At 42.7% G+C, this 18,382-nt stretch carries 14 protein-coding genes; 4 read left to right on the top strand and 10 right to left on the bottom strand.

Going from position 1 to position 18,382, the window contains the following annotated elements; translation table 11 throughout:
• Window positions 1–75: 75 nt before the first annotated feature.
• Both IGI66_RS01645 and IGI66_RS01640 read left to right on the top strand, forming a co-directional pair.
• The gene (locus tag IGI66_RS01645; RefSeq protein WP_010782022.1) at window positions 76–474 is read left to right on the top strand and encodes a hypothetical protein; all 399 of its coding nucleotides are present in this window, start codon (window positions 76–78) and stop codon (window positions 472–474) included.
• Between the two features lie 62 nt (window positions 475–536).
• Window positions 537–1,076, top strand: coding sequence for a TIGR00730 family Rossman fold protein (locus IGI66_RS01640; protein WP_288225776.1), 540 nt, complete (start codon window positions 537–539; stop codon window positions 1,074–1,076).
• Window positions 1,077–1,108: 32 nt separating this feature from the next.
• Here IGI66_RS01640 and gshAB read toward each other — a convergent pair whose 3' ends face one another.
• Window positions 1,109–3,370, bottom strand: coding sequence for a bifunctional glutamate--cysteine ligase GshA/glutathione synthetase GshB (gene gshAB, locus IGI66_RS01635; RefSeq protein WP_438847209.1), 2,262 nt, complete (start codon window positions 3,368–3,370; stop codon window positions 1,109–1,111).
• Between the two features lie 178 nt (window positions 3,371–3,548).
• Here gshAB and IGI66_RS01630 point away from each other — a divergent pair, with 178 nt between their 5' ends.
• Window positions 3,549–3,758 (top strand): hypothetical protein, encoded by a 210-nt coding sequence (locus IGI66_RS01630; RefSeq protein ID WP_010782025.1) that lies wholly within the window; start codon window positions 3,549–3,551, stop codon window positions 3,756–3,758.
• A 24-nt stretch (window positions 3,759–3,782) separates the two neighbouring features.
• Here IGI66_RS01630 and ftsY read toward each other — a convergent pair whose 3' ends face one another.
• The 4 genes from ftsY to rnc all read right to left on the bottom strand — a co-directional run bounded on the left by ftsY (window position 3,783) and on the right by rnc (window position 10,437).
• Window positions 3,783–5,171, bottom strand: coding sequence for a signal recognition particle-docking protein FtsY (gene ftsY, locus IGI66_RS01625; RefSeq protein ID WP_438847207.1), 1,389 nt, complete (start codon window positions 5,169–5,171; stop codon window positions 3,783–3,785).
• A 12-nt stretch (window positions 5,172–5,183) separates the two neighbouring features.
• The gene (locus IGI66_RS01620) at window positions 5,184–6,005 is read right to left on the bottom strand and encodes a Cof-type HAD-IIB family hydrolase (RefSeq protein ID WP_438847205.1); all 822 of its coding nucleotides are present in this window, start codon (window positions 6,003–6,005) and stop codon (window positions 5,184–5,186) included.
• Window positions 6,002–9,595, bottom strand: a complete 3,594-nt coding sequence (gene smc, locus IGI66_RS01615; protein ID WP_438847203.1) for a chromosome segregation protein SMC — start codon at window positions 9,593–9,595, stop codon at window positions 6,002–6,004. Before smc ends, IGI66_RS01620 begins: the two co-directional genes overlap by 4 nt.
• 146 nt (window positions 9,596–9,741) lie before the next feature.
• The gene (gene rnc / locus IGI66_RS01610) at window positions 9,742–10,437 is read right to left on the bottom strand and encodes a ribonuclease III (RefSeq protein ID WP_086305813.1); all 696 of its coding nucleotides are present in this window, start codon (window positions 10,435–10,437) and stop codon (window positions 9,742–9,744) included.
• Between the two features lie 166 nt (window positions 10,438–10,603).
• Here rnc and IGI66_RS01605 point away from each other — a divergent pair, with 166 nt between their 5' ends.
• Complete coding sequence (locus IGI66_RS01605; RefSeq protein ID WP_431378913.1) at window positions 10,604–11,107, top strand: cysteine hydrolase family protein; 504 nt, start codon at window positions 10,604–10,606, stop codon at window positions 11,105–11,107.
• 33 nt (window positions 11,108–11,140) lie between these two features.
• On the opposite strand, the gene IGI66_RS01600 is transcribed toward IGI66_RS01605, so the two are convergent.
• The 5 genes from IGI66_RS01600 to IGI66_RS01580 form a co-directional block, all read right to left on the bottom strand.
• Window positions 11,141–12,577, bottom strand: coding sequence for a GH25 family lysozyme (locus IGI66_RS01600; RefSeq protein WP_438847200.1), 1,437 nt, complete (start codon window positions 12,575–12,577; stop codon window positions 11,141–11,143).
• A 208-nt stretch (window positions 12,578–12,785) separates the two neighbouring features.
• Window positions 12,786–13,031 (bottom strand): acyl carrier protein, encoded by a 246-nt coding sequence (gene acpP, locus IGI66_RS01595; protein ID WP_044926352.1) that lies wholly within the window; start codon window positions 13,029–13,031, stop codon window positions 12,786–12,788.
• A 118-nt stretch (window positions 13,032–13,149) separates the two neighbouring features.
• Window positions 13,150–14,151 (bottom strand): phosphate acyltransferase PlsX, encoded by a 1,002-nt coding sequence (gene plsX, locus IGI66_RS01590; protein WP_431378911.1) that lies wholly within the window; start codon window positions 14,149–14,151, stop codon window positions 13,150–13,152.
• A 117-nt stretch (window positions 14,152–14,268) separates the two neighbouring features.
• Complete coding sequence (recG, locus tag IGI66_RS01585; protein WP_010782034.1) at window positions 14,269–16,302, bottom strand: ATP-dependent DNA helicase RecG; 2,034 nt, start codon at window positions 16,300–16,302, stop codon at window positions 14,269–14,271.
• A gap of 392 nt (window positions 16,303–16,694) precedes the next feature.
• Window positions 16,695–18,377, bottom strand: a complete 1,683-nt coding sequence (locus IGI66_RS01580) for a DAK2 domain-containing protein (RefSeq protein ID WP_010782035.1) — start codon at window positions 18,375–18,377, stop codon at window positions 16,695–16,697.
• Between the last annotated feature and the right edge of the window lie 5 nt (window positions 18,378–18,382).

Genomic DNA, 18,382 nt, shown 5'->3' with positions numbered 1-18,382 from the left:
ATGCTGATTTCTCCGTGAGTAATTTTACGTCTGTGCTATACTTATTTTGAAGAGATTATTAAAGGAGGGAACGCGATGGTCACCTATCAAAATTTACAAACCGATTTATTGCAAGCGCTTGATTTACACATTGATATCCTAAAAGAAGTCGATGATATTGAAAAAGAGGAATTGCCTGGTTTCTTATTCATGATGAGGAGTTTAGGCTTTATGCTCGATCGCGCAGCATTAGTTTTAGCTAGCAAAGATGACGAAGAAATGTATTACATGATGTTCCAATATTATAGTTTGCTAAAGGAATTGAAATTGAATTTGGCGATGCATTTTCCTCGGGCTACTATCCAAGGTGAGCCTCTGATTGATATGGTCCATCGTTTTCCAGATACTTACGGAAAAGAGATGCGGGCGTGGTGGGAAGCAAAGACTGGCTTGACTGTCGAAGAAACAAAGCAAACGATTGAATTGAACGACTAATGTGCTTCGAAAATCATTGTCAAAATCACGTTCTGCGAAAGCTATTTTAAGGAGGAATCGGCATGCGCATCGCTGTTTATTGCGGCGCACACATGGGAAGTGATCCCACCTATCAAGCAGCTGCAAAAGACCTGGGGCACTGGATCGTTCAACATAACTATGAACTCGTATATGGCGGTAGTAAGCTTGGTTTGATGGGCGTTATAGCAGATAGTGTACTGTCCGCTGGTGGTTCAGTAATCGGGATCATCCCCGAATTCTTGCGTGTACAAGAGCGCGTGCACACAGGGCTGACGCGCTTGATCACCGTGAATGATTTAGATGAACGAAAAAAATCAATGATGGCCTACGCAGATGTCTGCTTAGCTTTGCCTGGAGGGATCGGTACGTTAGAAGAAATCACGGAAGCCTTCTCTTGGGCTCGGGTTGGTCAGAATAATAACCCGTGCATCTTCTTTGATGTAAATGAATACTATCTTCCCTTGCAACATTTTTTTGATCAAATGGTCGAGCAAGCCTTCTTATCGAAAGAAGACCGTGAGCGCGTGCTATTCTCAAACTCTTTAGCCGAGATCGACAAATTTATCCATACAAAAAAATAAACCGGGCCGCTTACGCAGTCCGGTTTATTTTTTTAGATCGTCATTTCTGGATATAAGAAACGCAATACATCCGTAGTTAATCGACGGCTTTTGCCAATGTAGGGATAAATATGCATGTGCATCATCGGATTGAAATTTGCTTCGATAATCCCATAATCTTCTGCTGTTTCGTAAGGCTTGTCCATGTTCGGAATGATCAAATCAATCCCGCTGATACGGGCGCCCAAAACAGCCACTGCTTTGACAGCAAGTTCCTTATAGCTGTCATGCATCTCATCAGTCACATCGATGGAATCGCCGCCCGTCGAGACATTTGAGTTTTCTCTTAAAAATACTTGCTGATCTTTCTTAGGAACGCTGTTGATCTTCAAGCCTTGTTCCTTTAGCATCAATTGCTCCAATTCGCCCAATTGGATTTTTTCCAATGGTGAACGGTGGTTATTTCCTCGCAAAGGGTCGGCGTTTTTCTCAGCCACTAATTCTTCAATCGTCTGTTCTCCGTCTCCAATCACATTGGCAGGAATGCGCAGCAGTACCGCCTTCACTTGATTGTCAATTACGAAGAAACGATACTCCGTTCCCGGTAAGAACTCTTCAATAATGATCTCATCATCTTCCGCAAAAGCGATCGATAGACCGGTATTAAAATCCGCGATCGAGGTCTCGCCTTTGAAAATCGTGATCCCCAGTCCATAATTCGTCGATTTTGGTTTGATGACAAACGCTTTTTGAGCAAACCTAGGATAGGCCTTTTTTGCTTCCGCCATCGTCCCAAAGGTTTCACCATCTGGCACTCGGAAGCCCGCACGCGCCAGCATTATTTTAGTTACTGTCTTATTTTCCATCAGCAAGGGAGCAATGTACGTGTCCTTACTTGTCATATTTCCGTTTTTTACTAATTCTTGGTGTTCTCCATGCTGCAGCTTCACAAATTGATCCTGTCGGTCTAGCACTTCTGTCTCGATCCCTTTTTGAATGGCATCGAACAAAAGATTTTGCGTCGACAATTCCATTTCTTTGAAGCCCGCTAGCTGGTAAGGATGCGCCCAAGCCTGATCATAAAATTGGCGTCCCAGTTCTACTGCCACTGCCGCTTGACCGTCTTTTTCATCTAAGGCAAGAATTCGTGCAGCCAACGTTTCTTCAGGATGATCTAACCAAGTCTCATATCTTTTAAGCAGGTCAACACCCTCTAATTCCAGTTCACTCATCATTTCCAACATCTCAGAAAAAATCATCTTTCCTTCTGCCAGATATGCGGTCGGTTTAGCTGGATGTTCCATAGAAACGGCGTCGCTGATGTCGTTTCCTTCGGCTACCCATTCATCCGCTGCTAACTTCTCATCAGTCCATAACAAGTACAGCATGAATAAATGAATGAACGCAATCTCATCTACATCAATCCCCACACGGTCAAAAGGGTTCAAATCAATGTTACGCAATTCTACGTAGCGAATCCCTGTATGAAAAAGATCTGCAACCTTTTTTCCGCCCCGCATTCGAATAGGTGCGTAGAACTCTTTCTCTTCGGATAAACGTCCTTTTGCAACATTCTCAGCTAAATCTTCACTATATCGAGTCAATGTCGCGTAAGAAACTTGTACATCTGGTTTATTTACATATCCATAATGACTCGTCCGGATACTGCGAACTGGCTCTTTTGGACGATCCTCATCCTCAAAATACCGTGCCTCGCTCAAGGGGCTTGCTCCAAATAAGTAGGTCAGCAACCAACGATACCGTAAAAAATTACGTGCGATTTTCATATATAAACGAGTCTTAAAGTTTTCCATTGATGCTTCTTCGGTTTGTGCCAAAAATAATTGCTTGATCAGGTCCAAGCCATATTCAAAGTTAAAATGAATCCCGCTTACCATTTGCTTACGTTTGCCGTATTCCCGCGCTAAGTAGCGACGGTACAACACATCTGCATGGCGCTCCAATTTTGCAATATGGATGGCTTCTTCTTTTTCAGGAAGCGCTGGCGGCATAGAAAACGGCCACATCATTTCCTCTTTTGACATACTTCGTTGAGCCACATCATGGATCGCTTCTAAATAAGCCAAAACTTCATCTACTGATTCCGTGACTGGCGTAATCAATTCTAATTGTGATTCAGAAAAATCTGTTTGGATATAGGGATGGAAGCTGCGATTTCCCACAGAAGCTGGATGATCCGTCTGTACCAAATCTCCCGCTAGTGTGACTCGTTGACTTTCCTTTTCAATCCCATACCGTGCTTGCATTAAAAAAGGTTTGACCTTTTCGCATGCCATCATTTCTTTTGTATTCATTTGTCCACAACCCTCCCATGCTACATTATATAGAAGAACATTCAGAAACAGAACGGAAATGCTTAAAAAAAGCATAGCATTTTAAATGAGAATATGATTAACTATTAGTAACAAATTAATAAATGCACAAATGAAATCAGCTAGTGATTTCTCACTTAGCAGAATGGAGGACTTCCTCATGTACGGAAATTTACAGACCACCACAAATGATCCAGCTCCCCTAAATCAGGAGACCCCTGATACAAAAGAGATCGTCTTATTACGGCCGCATCAACAACATCAATTTCATTGCGACGAGGTTCATCGGATAATGGATATCAACATGCGCTATACGGATATCAGCCTCCACTTGCCGCCTTATTTTCAGAATAAAAAAAAGGACTGCTGAGAAAAAAATCTCAACAGTTCTTTTTTACTCTTCTTTCAATAAGCCCTTAAATAATCCAACGGCAAAGTCATTGGAATCAAATGCTTCTAAATCATTGATCCCTTCTCCTAAACCAACCAGTTTTACTGGCAGATGCAGTTCATTTCGAATCGCCAAGACAATCCCGCCTTTTGCTGTCCCGTCCAATTTTGTTAAGACTAGGCCAGTAACATCGGTTGTTTCTTTGAACTGACGTGCTTGTACGAGTGCATTTTGCCCGGTTGTCGCATCGACCACTAATAATACTTCATGAGGGGCTGTTGGAAATTCACGCTGGATTACTCGCTTGATTTTCTCCAGCTCATTCATCAAATTGACCTTATTTTGCAGTCGTCCTGCTGTATCGATCAATAAAATATCGTAATTTTCCTTTTTAGCTTTATCTACCGCATCAAAGACTACGGCTGCCGGATCGCCACCTGCATTGCCACGAACAACTTCTACACCAGAGCGCTCACCCCAGACGACTAGCTGATCGATCGCACCTGCACGAAATGTATCGGCTGCAGCTAATAGTACCTTCTTGCCTTCATTTTTGTACTGATTGGCTAGCTTTCCGATGCTCGTCGTTTTTCCTGTACCGTTCACACCGACAAACAAAATCACGCTCAAGCCGTCATTCTGCAAATTAATTTTATTATTTTCGTTGATGCCTTCCGCTTCATAAATCTCCACAAGCTTCTCAATAATAACATTTTGAATCTGTGCTGGCTTTTTGGCGTTTTTCAATTTAACTTCTTGCCGCAATGAATCTGTTAATTTGATCGCTGTATCAAAGCCTACGTCCGCTCCGATCAGAGTCTCTTCTAATTCTTCAAAGAAGTCTTCGTCTACGCGGCGGAATCGGGCAAACAGCTCATTCATGCGATCGCCAAAGGATTTTCGAGTCTTTTCTAATCCCTTATCGTATTTTTCTTGCACGGTTTCTTCTGAATGATCCACATCAGAGGACTGCTCGATCTCTGGTTCTGCTTCTGGAATCGTTTCTTCAACTTCTGGTGCTTTCTCATCTTCAACGGCTTCATTTTCTGTTACAGATGTATCGTCATCCTCATGAGTCGGTTGTGCCACTTCTTCCGTTTCTTCAGTTAAGTCGGGAATTTCCGGTTCAGCAGGCAACACTTCTTCTGCGGGTACATCTATTGTTTCCGCCGCTTGTTCTAGCGCTTCTTCCTCTTCTTCTGCACTTCTTTCAGCAACCTCATCAGTCTCTAGCGCGTCTTCACTGTCTGTATCTTTTGTTACTTCCGTCGTTTCGACGCCATCGCCATTCTCAGAGGAATCTTTCGTCTCCTCAACGACCTCTTCTTGCTTTTCAGGTTCGTCTGTTTGCTCACCGGTAAAGGCTTTTTTTATGCGGTCAAATAATCCCATTTAAAATCCCCCTTATATCAAATCTGATCCATCGAATACAAATTTTTGGATTGCATGTGCCACACCATCCGCTTGGTTCGTTTTCGTAACAAAGTTCGCAGCAGATTTTACACCATCCGTCGCATTTTCCATCGCCACGCCCATTCCTGCGTAAGTGATCATGGACAGATCGTTTGCTTCATCCCCCAAGGCCATCATTTCTTGAGGTGTGATTCCCAGACGTTCACCTAAAACAGAAAGGCCAAATGCTTTCGTTACACCCTTTGGCATAAATTCTAATAAATTTGGACGCGTTTTAAAAATCTCAAAACGCTCATATTCTTCTGAGGGAATCAAGGGAATCTGCTGATCTAGATACTCAACATTAACCGCTGCGACAACTTTATTGTACAGGGCTTCTTCCTTTAATCCTTCTATTGTTTTAGGAACATAGGTCAACGCTTTATTCAACGTTGGATAGATAGAAGGATGATCCTTCGCTGTCTCAAATTGTAAACATAGAGCGTCTGATAAAACATCCATTGGCAACTGAATCTTGGTCAACAACTGATGGAGATGGGTGACATCGGCTAACTCCATCGCCGTTTTGCCCAGAATCTCTCCTGTATTGGTTTGAATCAACCCGCCATTAAAGGTAATCGAGTAGTCATCTGCATCAAGTAAATTCAATTCTGCTAGATACTCCTTGATTGCAATCAACGGACGACCGGTACAAATGACGATCTTCACTCCTCGAGCTTTCGCTTCGGCAAGGATTTTCTTGTTTGTATAAGAAATAGTTTTCGCATCCGTCAATAAAGTCCCATCTAAATCAATCGCAACTAATTTTATCATTTCAGTGTTTCCCCTTCCTTCATTTGGAATTTCCCGTCATCCTTCACTTCTTCAAGGCGCACCGAAATAATTTTTGAAACGCCTGACTCTTGCATGGTCACACCATAAAGCACATCTGCTGCTTCCATTGTTCCTTTACGGTGAGTGACTACAATAAATTGTGTATCGTTTTGGAACGCGCTCAAGTAACGGCCAAAACGGGCTACGTTGGCTTCATCCAAAGCTGCTTCGACTTCATCTAGCACACAGAAAGGTACTGGGCGCACCTGAATAATCGAAAACAGCAGCGCGATAGCTGTCAACGCTCGTTCCCCACCTGAAAGTAAGGACAAGCTTTGTAGTTTCTTACCTGGCGGCTGTGCCTCGATTTCGATACCTGTATTCAACAAGTCGCTTGGATCTGTTAAGACCAATTCTGCTCGACCGCCGCCGAACATATTGGGAAAGACAACATTAAATTTCTCGCGAATCGCTTGGAACGTTGTATAAAAACGTGTTTTAACTTCATCGTCCATCTCATCCATCGTTTCAAACAGCTGCTCTTTCGCAGACAACAGGTCATCCCGTTGTGTCGTTAGAAAATCATAGCGTTCTTCGACTTGCTGGTATTGTTCAATCGCATTTAAGTTGACTGGACCAAGTTTTTCAATCGCCTGTTTCAAGCGACTCACTTCGTTTTGAGCGATTTGCTGATCAATTTCATCATCAGCCTGCGCCGCCGCTCCTTCAAAGGTCAAGCTATATTCCTCTTGGAGGTAAGCCAACGCATTGTCCAATTTTAGTTCGTAACGATTCTTCTGGACATCTGCTTGTGATTGTCTAGCCAGCAATTGTTTTTGATCGCGGTTCGCCTCTGTTAGCGCACTATCCGCCTGATCCACTTGCTGCTGCAGACTCTGACGATTTTCTTTCCAAATCATCAACTGCTCTTGCAAGTGTTCACGGGCAGTCGCCAGCTCTGTCAATCGTTGATTTAGACTTTCTTCTGTTTCTTCGTGATCTGAAGAATCATTTGATAACGCAGACAGATGATTCTCCAGGCTTTTAATTTGTCTATCCAGCTCATCGATCTGATTTTCAAAACTCAAGGACTGCCGTCCAAGATACAGCAGACGTTCATCCAGTACGGCGTAATCCGCTTGTAAACGGCTTAATTCAGCATTGATAGCTGCACGCTTTTCTTCTAGCTGATCACTTTCCTCATTTAATTGTTGGATTTCTTGATTGATTTGCTCTTGTTTCGTTTTTAATTCCACTTGTTTAAATGCTAATTCTTCTTTTTGTACCTGATAATCGGTTAAGAAACTTTCCAATTCCTTCGCTTCATAAGAAAATAACGTTTGCTCCTTATTTAAACGCGTCAAATCAGTGCGTACATGTTCTTCGATGCTTTGCGCTTCTTGATAAGATAAACGTGTCTGCTCCCCTTGCGTTCGCAGCATCTCTAAGTTTTCCGTTTGTTCCGCCACTTTTGACTGCAACTCTCGGACAAATACTTCCTTTTTCTGCAACGCTTGGTTGATTTCCTCATAACGCTTCGTCCACTCCGCAAGTTCATGCCCTTGATTAAACAAGTTCCCACGATTTCCTTGCTTCGTCGCACCACCGGTCATAGAACCACCGGCGTTCATCACGTCGCCGCCTAAAGAAACCACTCGAACTTGATAACGCAACTGACGAGCCAATTGGTTGGCACTGTCCAAATCACGAGCAATCACGATCGCACCTAGTAGATTCTGCATAACCGGCGCAACGTTTTCTGAGAATGAAACGAGTTCGCTAGCAACGCCTAAAAAGCCATCTTGCTCCTTAATCGCCTGATACTGATGCGTACCGAGACTGCGAGGCTTGATTGTAGTTAACGGTAGAAATGTTCCACGGCCACTGCGTTGTTTTTTTAGAAAAGTGATCCCTTGACGCGCATCTTTTTCAGTTTCTACAATGATATGCTGTGCCGAAGCACCAAGCGCCGTTTCGATTGCCAGCGTATATTCTTGAGGTACCTGGATCAATTCCGCCACGGCCCCAACGATTCCGCTTAATTGGTCTTTATGCTGCAAGACGCTGCGGACACCTTGATAAAAGCCGCTATAATTTTCTTGAATCTCTTGTAAACTTTTTTGACGCGCACGGGCTTGCTGAACCTGACTCATCAGGTCATACATCATTTGCTGTTCTTTTTGCAATTGCTGTTGTGTGGCGTTCTTCTCTTCAGTCAAACGTCGATACTGTTCTTGCTCTTCGGTTAACCGACCCACAAGCTCCTGTGTTTTCGCCTGCGCGTCGCTTTGCTTAGTTGTCAACTCTTCCAACTGCTCCCGCAAAGCTTCATAGCGTGTGACACTTTGCTGATTTTTAGCTGTTTCCTGAGTGTACTGACGATCTAAATATTTCAGCTCATTACTGACATTTGCCGACTCTTGCATCAGTTCTACATAAGTCCCGCGCAATTCCTCTAATAATTCTTTCGGTGATTTTTTGTATTTCTCTGCTTCTGCTGTCAGCTGTTGAATTTTTTCTTCTAATTCACGCTTTTCCGTTTGTTTTTCACCTTGCTGTACTTGTACTTCTTGCAAGTTCAATTGAGCCTCTGTTTGTTTTTTACGGTGCTCAGCTAACGTTGTTTGATACTCTGAGCTAGTCTTTAATGTGTTCTTTGAGCGTTCGCTTAGTAAGTCCTTTTGGCCTTCCGCTTGCTTCAAGGCTTCTGACAGGTGAAGCAATTGCTGCTGTCCGGTCTCTAATTGTTCATCTAAAGAACCACGTTTTTCTCGCAGCTTTCCTAATTGTACTTCTGTCTGCTGGATAAAACGGCTTTTTTCTTCGGTTGTTGCAGATAGTTCATCAAAATCCGTCTTTGCTGATTGCCAAGAATCTCGTGTTTTTTTGATTTTCGCGACGGTCAAACTGACATCCGTTGCCGTCAATTCTTTTTTTAACGCCAAAAACTCCTTCGCTGCTTCACTTTGAGCAGCTAAAGGAGTCAGCTGATCTTCTAATTCATAAACAATGTCTTGAACCCGACTCAAATTATCCTCTGTCTCAAAAAGTTTCTGCTCCGCTTTGCGTTTCCGCTGTTTATATTTCAAAACACCCGCAGCTTCTTCAAAAATCCCACGACGGTCTTCTGGCTTACTGGCAAAAATCGCCTCGACTTTCCCTTGGGAAATGATTGAAAACGATTCTTTTCCTAAACCAGAGTCCATAAATAAATCCTGAATATCCTTCAACCGGCAGGCTTTTTTATTGATAAAAAAGTCACTTTCACCCGTTCGACGATACCGTCTGGTCACACTGACCTCGCTAAAGACCAGCGGCAGATAATTGTCAGTATTATCCAATACCACTGTGACTTCCGCAATATTTAATTGTTTTCTTGATTCCGAACCCGCAAAAATAATATCCGGCATCTTGCCTCCGCGCAAACTCTTCGCAGATTGTTCCCCAAGGACCCAACGAATCGCTTCGGTAATATTGCTTTTCCCGCTGCCATTTGGTCCAATGACCGCAGTCACGCCTTCTTCAAATTCGATCTTGGTCCGGTCGGCAAAAGATTTAAAGCCGGCGATCTCAATTCGTTTTAAATACAAAATGTTCCTCCTAAATTTCATAAAAAGCCACACGAACTCGCGCAGCAGTGTTCAAAATTATTTGTTAAGCCGGACGTAAGCAGTGACTGGCAACAGGATCTGTCGTGCGCAGTCAGTTTATTTTTCTCTATACTCGATCAAATAAACTATTTTTTCGCAAGCTTTGCTAATGCTTTCTCTGCTGCATCTTGTTCAGCTAATTTTTTGGATTTCCCTTGACCTGATCCGATCATTTGATTGTCGGCATAGACATCGATCGTAAAGATTCGTTCATGTGCGGGGCCTTCTTCATTGACCAGTCGATAATCGATCGTCACATCGCCGCTTTTTTGTAGAACCTCTTGTAGGCGAGTTTTATGATCCATTTCACGTGTAAAAACGCCTGCTTCGATTTTCGGAAAAACAACCGTTTTAATGAAGCTTAAGGCCGTGTCATATCCCTGATCTAGATACAAAGCACCCAAGAATGCTTCAAATAAGTCACACAAAAGCGCCGCACGATCACGACCGCCAGAGTTTTCTTCGCCTTTGCCTAACATAATATAGTGATCAAAATGACACTCTTTTGCAAATTTCGATAAACTTTCTTCACGTACGATCGCCGAACGCAAACGTGTCAATCGTCCTTCCGGCAAGTTGGGATAGTGGTGATACAAATAGTCCGATACTTGAATTTCTAAGACAGCGTCCCCTAAAAATTCTAACCGTTCATTATCTGAAATATTCATGTTACGGTGTTCATTCACATATGATGAGTGGGTAAACGCCTGTTCCAATAAGTTCACATCGTGAAAGACGATGCCATAATTTTCTTTCAATTCATTGATCAACTGTGTATCCATGGGCTCATTCCTTTTTTTGAGATTTCCATCACGCTTTATTATACTGTTTTTTCCACAAATTTTAAATCAGAAGTGATGATAGTAAGAAATTTTCAAAGATTCATCGAACTTTTTCCTTCTTATCCAAAAAAATGATAGAGTGGACAAAACGAGTGGAGGATGTTCAATGGAAAAGCTGTCCGACGCATTACTGATCATCGATTTGCAAAAAGGTGTTTGCTTAGAGAATGGAACGATTGATCATTTTTCTGAGTTGATCGCTCTCGTGAATGAAAGAATCAACCGGTATCGTAAACAGGAAAAACCGATTATCTTCATTCAACACTGTGACGAGGACCTTCTCGAAAATTCAGAGGCGTGGGAGATCGTAGAAGAACTAGATCGGCGACCAGACGACCCGACGCTTCAAAAAACGCATGCCAATTCTTTCTACCACACAGAGCTGCAAGAGCTCTTGCAGCATCTTAAGATCCAAAGCCTAGAACTTTGTGGTGCTCAGACTCAATACTGTATGGACGCTACCATAAAATTTGCGCACGGATCAGGATACTCCTTGTCGATGGCAAGACAGGCTTCAACTACCTATAACAATGAGTTTCTCTCAGCAAAGGATACTATCTCTTTCTATGAATCCATTTGGGACAAACGGTTTTTAACTTTTATACAATAAAAAAACTTCGTCCGCTGCGACGAAGTTTTTTCTTTATTTTCCGTACCAAGCAATGCCCTCATAACGCCAGCCAACTTGTTTTAAATGATCGCGCTCGTTTGTGTTCAGCGTATAATGATGGGTTCCTGTCTTCGCATTTGGATTATACAATCGATACAACGGTTGCGTACCACCTGAGTACCAAGAGATCCCTTCATAACGCCACCCCGCTCTTTTCAAGTTGTCTCGTTCTGCGGCATCCAGTGTATAGTGATGGTCTCCTGCATTTGGATTATACATCCGATAAACCGGCGCACCACTTTGCGGAGCATCCCAAGCGACCCCTTCATAGCGCCAGCCGGCTTGAAGCAGCGTGTTTTTCTCATTGCTATCTCGAGTATAAAAATGTTCGCCGCTATTTGGATTGTATACTCGATACATGGCCTCTGTTCCAATCGGTGTCGGATCGGATTGAAAAATCCCTGTATAATCCGCAGAAACATCAAAAGTCCCATTAACATTTGGAAAACTTACCAGTGACGACCACTGCCACGCACCGTACTCTGTGTAAAAGTTTTTGGCAGATAAAGAATAGGGATAGGCTGCAACCCAGATGTTTTTATTTCCTAGTGCATGTGCATCTAATAACCCTTCATTGAACCAACCCAAACTAGCATAATGTCGGACATTTCCGTACCCCATTCGGTTCAACTGATTTGCGAACGAGGCAGAGTCATTCGTGTGGTTCCCTTGATTTCGAATAGTCGGCGCCTCAATGTCATTGACCATCACTGTTGATGAGGATAAACCCAATTGGCTCGCATAAGATGCAAAATAATTTGCCTCGGCTCTTGCACTTGCATCTGAAGTGAACCATGCATAGTGATAGGCTGAGACTTTTAGTCCCGCTGCTTTAGCGTTCGCGATTTGTGTTGCCGCGTAAGGATTCTGATAGGAGGTTCCCTCTGTCAGCTTCACTACAACACCGCGCACCCCATAAGCTTTCATTTTTTGAAAATCAGCTACACTAACGTTCCCATTATAAGAAGCGACATCAACAAAACTTTTTGAAGGCAAATTTGCATCCGCCGCGGATACTGAGGGCAATGAGTACAATTCTAAAGCAAAAAAATTAGCTACTTTCCCTTGATTCGCTTTTTGCAAATCTGAATGTTCTGTTCCAGCAGGTAAATAATAACTCCCTGCTTCGTCTTCACCGCTGATTAGATTCGGATCGGCTTCAGGATCTTTTTCTTCAGCGGTCTTTTTTGCTTGCTCGACGTTGCTTTGTACGCTCGCTTGCGCCTGTTCGTTTTGTTGCTTCACCGTTGCTTGATCTAGTCCGTCTTTCTGAGCTTGATCCGTAACTTGCTGCTGTTCCGAATACTTAGTATTTTCGTCTACAGGACTGTTTTCTTCAGCGGCGATATTTCCCACTGGAAAAAGCCCCAGCAGCAAAAGAATGCTTACCCATCGTTTCTTTTTTTTCATTGCTTGCTTACTCCAAACATTTCAAATTATGTTCACTATACGCTCAAGTAGTTAACCTGGCAAATCCGCATCTTTTTTACTCTTTTTTACTAAAAAAAGACCAGCAATTATGGAAAAAGCAAGTGCGCATTCGCACGTTTTTTTCTTTTACTTGATCATTCAAAATGTACAAAAAAATACACCGGCATTCGCCAGTGCATCCGTTTTGTTAAGCTTGGTTGTTTTCCATAATGTAATCAACTGCAGCTCCAACAGTTTCAATTTTTTCAGCATCTTCATCAGAAATTTCTGTTCCGAATTCATCTTCCAATTCTAGAACGAATTCCATGATACTGATTGAATCTGCATTTAAGTCGTCTTTGATACTCAATCCAAGAGTCACTTTATCTTTATCGATTTCAAAGTGATTTGAAATTATTTCAGCAACTTTGCTAAATACTTCTTCACGAGTCAACAACATTCACCTCCACTTGATCCACTATTATTCGTCTATGTTTTACCAGAAGGTCAATGTTCATTTTACTGGTGTTTGCCCTCTTTGTCTACCTTTTTTAGCAAAATTGCCGAGGGGGCTATTCGCCTTTTGGGGTTTCAAAAAATGCGACTAATTGTCCAACGACATCCGTATCAAGCATCGTATGAATTTGGTCGATCGTATTCGCTACCGCCTCTGGTCCAGTTGATCCATGCGTTTTGATTACAGGAGCTTTCAAACCAAATAAAACTGCCCCCCCATGGGAAGAGTAATCCAGTTTATCTTTTAGACCATACAGCGTATCTTTCAACATTGCCGCACCGAGTTTTCCTTTGACGCCCGCATCGTTGATACTGCCTTTTAAGAGGCTCATCAAGCCCATCGCTGTTCCTTCAATCGTTTTTAAGACGGCATTGCCCGTAAACCCGTCAGTTACGACAACATCCGCAGCACCATTTAATAGCTCACGCGCCTCCACATTGCCAATAAAATGAATACTTTCTTCCGCTTGTAAAAGTTTGAAGGCTTCTTTTGTCAATTCACTGCCTTTGTTTTCTTCCGTACCGTTGTTCAATAGTCCAACACTCGGATTCGCGATTCCCCGGACATGCTTGGCATAGAAGGAACCCAGAATAGCATACTGATGAATGTGCTCTGCTTTATTTTCTGCATTTGCGCCTAAATCCAGCATATCAAATCCACTGTCGTCATTTAAAACAGGGAGTGTCGACATCAATCCCGGACGTTCGATTCCTTTGATTCTTCCTACTATAAACAATCCCGCTGCTAATAAAGCTCCGGTATTTCCGGCTGAGAAAATCGCATCGGCTCTGCCTTCTTTGACCGCTTGTGCAGCTAGAACCATTGAAGCATTCTTTTTACGGCGAATGGCTTTGACGGGTTCGTCGTCACTGTTGATTTTTTCATCTGTATGAATGATCGTGATATTGTTTTCGTTCGTTACATATTCACGAATCGCTTCTTCTTTTCCATATAATTGAAATTCAATTTCTGGGTGTTTTTTTTGTGCTAACATGACACCTTCCACGATAGCTTTTGGTGCAAAATCGCCACCCATTGCATCTACAGCAATTTTCATGAGAAAAATCTCTCCTTTTAGTTGTTCGTTATGTTCTTAAATTTGATTTTAACACTCTATTTAAACAGAGTAGTAATGAACATAACACGCTAATTTTTTTATACAGTATAGCACACACTAGTCAAAGTATGTTTCCCCAGTTTCAGTTGGTTTTAACGTCTTGGCTAATGGGGCAAAGGCTGGCTGTTCTCGCCAATCTTCCACTTGCCAAATTTGATTTGCCTCATCCCGCGCCACCTCTAATACATTGGCGTCGTTCACAAGATCGGCGATCAGAAATTGCGGCAAGCCCGATTGACGAAAACCAAATACTTCCCCAGGGCCGCGCAGCTCTAAATCTTTTTCACTCAAGACAAACCCATTGGTCGTCTCTGTCATGATCTTCATGCGTTCTTTACCCATTTCATTTTTAGGACTAGCCACTAAGATACAGTAAGACGCATCTGAGCCGCGTCCGACCCGCCCGCGCAATTGATGCAGCTGGGCAAGACCAAAGCGGTCGGCATCCATGATAAACATGACTGTCGCGTTTGGAACATTGACGCCTACTTCAATAACAGTAGTTGAAACTAGGATCTGACTTTGATTGTTCTTAAATTCCTCCATGATCGTCTCTTTTTCAGCATTCTTCATCTTTCCGTGCAGGAGACTGACCTGGTAATTCGGTGCATAGTATTCGTTTAAATGCTCATAGATTTCTGTCGCATTCTTTACATCTAACGCTTCGGATTCTTCAATCAAAGGACAGATCACATACAACTGGTGTCCTGCCTGCAGCTCTAATTTTGCCCAATCCAGCGTATGCTCTAATTGTTTCGGCTTGATCCAACTTGTTTTAACAGGAATCCGTCCTGCTGGCATTTGATCGATGATCGAAACGTCCATCTCCCCATATGCAGTAATTGCTAACGTTCTGGGAATGGGTGTTGCAGTCATGAAAAGAACATCTGGATGAAGTCCTTTTTCTCGTAACACTCTTCGTTGGTTGACCCCGAAACGGTGCTGCTCATCCGTGATAACCAATCCAAGATTCGCAAATTGTACGTCGTCTTGAATCAACGCGTGTGTCCCGATCACAACATCAATCTCACCATTTTGCAGACCAGCCAAAATGGCGCGGCGTTCTTTGGTCTTGGTAGAACCAGTCAGTAAGGCTGTAGTCATTTCCAACGGATCAAACAAATGATTCAAACTTTCCAGATGTTGCTGTGCCAAAATTTCTGTCGGTACCATCAAAGCGCCTTGAAAACCCGCAGTCATCGTGGCATACAATGCAATGGCCGCAACCACTGTTTTCCCGCTCCCAACATCTCCTTGTAATAACCGTTGCATATGTTTCTTGCTGCGTAAGTCATAACAAATTTCATTGGTTACACGTTTCTGGGCATCTGTAAGCTCGAAAGGCAGTTGCTGTGTAAATCGCTTGAGACGCTCAACGTCATAACGAATCGCAAGCCCATTTTTTTCGCTTCGTTCGCTTTTCTTTAATCCTTGCATCCGCATTTGGAATAAGAAAAACTCTTCAAAAACTACGCGGCGTTTTGCTTGCTGATTCTCTTTTGGATCTTTGGGAAAATGCATCGCCCGCATCGCTTGCTTGCGTGGCATCAAACGATATTTTTCTAATAAATAATCCGGCAGATTTTCCGTCACTTGATCGCCGAATTTTTCGAATCCGACTTTGATCAAATCAACTAACGTACTTTGTCGAATCGACTTTGTCACATGATAGATCGGCGCATATTCTTCTGTTTGTTTGCCGCCTAAAATTTTCATTCCTGTGAGGGATTTACGCTTCGCATCCCATTTTCCATAAACAGCTAATTCTTCTCCGACTTCGACTTTGTCTTTCAAATAAGGCTGATTGAAGAAGGAGACCATGAAGACTGCATGATCTTGCATCATACGAAACTGCAGTCGACTCTTTTTGTAGCCGAAACGGCTAACCACCGGTGCCGAGACGATGACACCCTTTAAGGTAACTTTTTCTTGATCATTGATTTCCAAAAGATTTTTTTCTTGGATATCCTCATAGCGAAACGGATAATAGCTTAATAGATTTTCAATCGTAACAATCCCTAACTCAGCTAACGTTTGCGCTCTCTTAGGGCCGACTCCAGGCAAAACCGAAACAGTTTCTTCAATCGACATCGAAATCCTCCTTTCAATAAAAATAGGCTTCTCACCACGCATACGATTCCACTAATTGTGCTGAAGCGCAAAGTGGAACTCGCAGTAGTCTCATTAACCTGAATGAATTTTCTTGAGAAAATTCTCTTACGTTCGACCACATATCATTATGCTAAACTGCACATTTATCTATTTGCCATCAACGCAAACAGTCATCTTCGATTGTTAAATACTGCAAAAAGCATAACTGACAGCTAGCTCAGAGATACGGTACTCATTTTCCTCAAAAACCAGGAAAATGAACTACTTTCACCACGCATGCGATTCCACTAATTGCGCTGAAGCGCAAAGTGGAACTCGCAAAAACAGGAGCGAGCCAGATATTCTTGGCTCGCTCCTCCGACTTTTTCTCATTATTCTGCTGAAAGCAAGTATGGGTAGACAGGTTGTTTTCCTTCGTGGATCTCTACTTCCAAATCAGGATAACTTGCTTCGATTGCTTCGCTTATTTTTTCAGCTTCAGCTTGCGTACCTTCTTCACCGACGATGATCGTGATGATTTCAATATCTTCACTGATCATTTTAGTCAATGTGTCTAACGTTGCTTGGTACTTATCTTCTTCAGAAAGAACGATTTTACCATCGATCATTCCTAAGTAGTCCCCTTCGTGGATCTCAACTCCGTCGATAGAGGTATCACGGATGGCATTGGTGATTTGTCCACTGACTACAGAATCAAGCATTTCAGTCATCGCTGCTTTGTTCTCTTCTAAACTTTGATCCCCATTGAAAGCCAGCATCGCTGTCATTCCTTGAGAAACAGTTTTACTTGGTACAACTGCTACAGGAATATCCGCTACTTCTGCGGCTTGATCTGCTGCCATAAAGATATTTTTATTATTAGGTAAAACAATCACTTGGTCCGCATTGACTTCCTTGACTGCTTTCAAAATATCTTCCGTGCTTGGATTCATCGTTTGTCCGCCGCTGATGACATAGGCAGCACCTAAACTTTTGAACAATTCTTGAACACCTTCACCAGCAGCGATCGCAATCACTGCATACGGTTGATGTGCAACTGGCGCTGCTTCAAAAGCGGCTACTTCGTCATCGTGTTCTAAAATTGTTTCATGTTGTTGACGCATATTATCGACTTTGATTTTAATTAACGCACCAAATTTTTGACCATAATTCATCACTTCGCCGGGATGTTCTGTATGCACATGCACTTTAACGATTTCATCATCGTTAACGACTAATAATGAATCCCCGATACCATCTAAATAATTACGGAAGGTATCATAATCAAAATTACTGTCCACAGTAGGACCTTCACCAAGACGAACCATGATTTCTGTACAATAACCGAATTTGATATCTTCGGTTGCTAGTTGTCCTTGGACGCTGCGGTGATGCTCTGCATTGACCATTTCATCCATTTCAGCCGGACTTGGTTCATAGGCATCATCCACTTGGAATTCCCCATTCAATGCACTCAAGAAGCCTTCATAGATAAACAAAAGACCTTGACCGCCACTATCGACAACGCCGACTTCTTTTAAAACAGGCAGCATATCAGGGGTTTTGTCTAATGCTTTTTTCCCGTATTTAACGACCGCTGTCATCACTTCGATCACATCGTCCGTTTGTTTTGCTTTGCGTTCACCCGCTTTTGCGGATTCACGAGCCACAGTTAAAATAGTTCCTTCTACAGGCTTCATTACTGCTTTATAGGCCGTTTCAACACCATGAACGAGCGCTTTCGACAGATCTTCTGCATTTAATGTATCTACCTCTAAAATGGCTTTTGAAAAGCCGCGGAATAACTGAGACAAGATAACGCCAGAATTTCCTCGCGCCCCCATCAACAATCCTTTTGCTAATACATTGGCTAATTCGCCGACTTTCTCTGAGGTAGAATTAACAACCGCAGTCGCGCCGCTGGTCATAGATAGATTCATGTTGGTCCCAGTATCGCCATCAGGCACGGGGAATACATTTAATGAATTGACATATTCTGCATTGACTTGCAGACGTTTAGCGCCAGCCTCTACCATTTCTTGGAATTGACTCGCGCTGATCTCTGTTACCTTCACTTACT

This window comes from Enterococcus sp. AZ048, from assembly GCF_051715125.1.
In the GTDB taxonomy this organism is placed as follows: domain Bacteria; phylum Bacillota; class Bacilli; order Lactobacillales; family Enterococcaceae; genus Enterococcus_A; species Enterococcus_A gilvus.
Note: the sequence above shows the minus strand (reverse complement) of the source record. Positions and strands in the feature narration are given on the sequence as shown.

Coding starts and splice junctions, on each gene's coding strand:
- IGI66_RS01645 (WP_010782022.1), top strand. CDS start 76: ATGGTCACCTATCAAAATTTACAAACCGATTTATTGCAAGCGCTTGAT.
- IGI66_RS01640 (WP_288225776.1), top strand. CDS start 537: ATGCGCATCGCTGTTTATTGCGGCGCACACATGGGAAGTGATCCCACC.
- gshAB (WP_438847209.1), bottom strand. CDS start 3,370: ATGAATACAAAAGAAATGATGGCATGCGAAAAGGTCAAACCTTTTTTA.
- IGI66_RS01630 (WP_010782025.1), top strand. CDS start 3,549: ATGTACGGAAATTTACAGACCACCACAAATGATCCAGCTCCCCTAAAT.
- ftsY (WP_438847207.1), bottom strand. CDS start 5,171: ATGGGATTATTTGACCGCATAAAAAAAGCCTTTACCGGTGAGCAAACA.
- IGI66_RS01620 (WP_438847205.1), bottom strand. CDS start 6,005: ATGATAAAATTAGTTGCGATTGATTTAGATGGGACTTTATTGACGGAT.
- rnc (WP_086305813.1), bottom strand. CDS start 10,437: ATGGATACACAGTTGATCAATGAATTGAAAGAAAATTATGGCATCGTC.
- IGI66_RS01605 (WP_431378913.1), top strand. CDS start 10,604: ATGGAAAAGCTGTCCGACGCATTACTGATCATCGATTTGCAAAAAGGT.
- IGI66_RS01600 (WP_438847200.1), bottom strand. CDS start 12,577: ATGAAAAAAAAGAAACGATGGGTAAGCATTCTTTTGCTGCTGGGGCTT.
- plsX (WP_431378911.1), bottom strand. CDS start 14,151: ATGAAAATTGCTGTAGATGCAATGGGTGGCGATTTTGCACCAAAAGCT.
- recG (WP_010782034.1), bottom strand. CDS start 16,302: ATGTCGATTGAAGAAACTGTTTCGGTTTTGCCTGGAGTCGGCCCTAAG.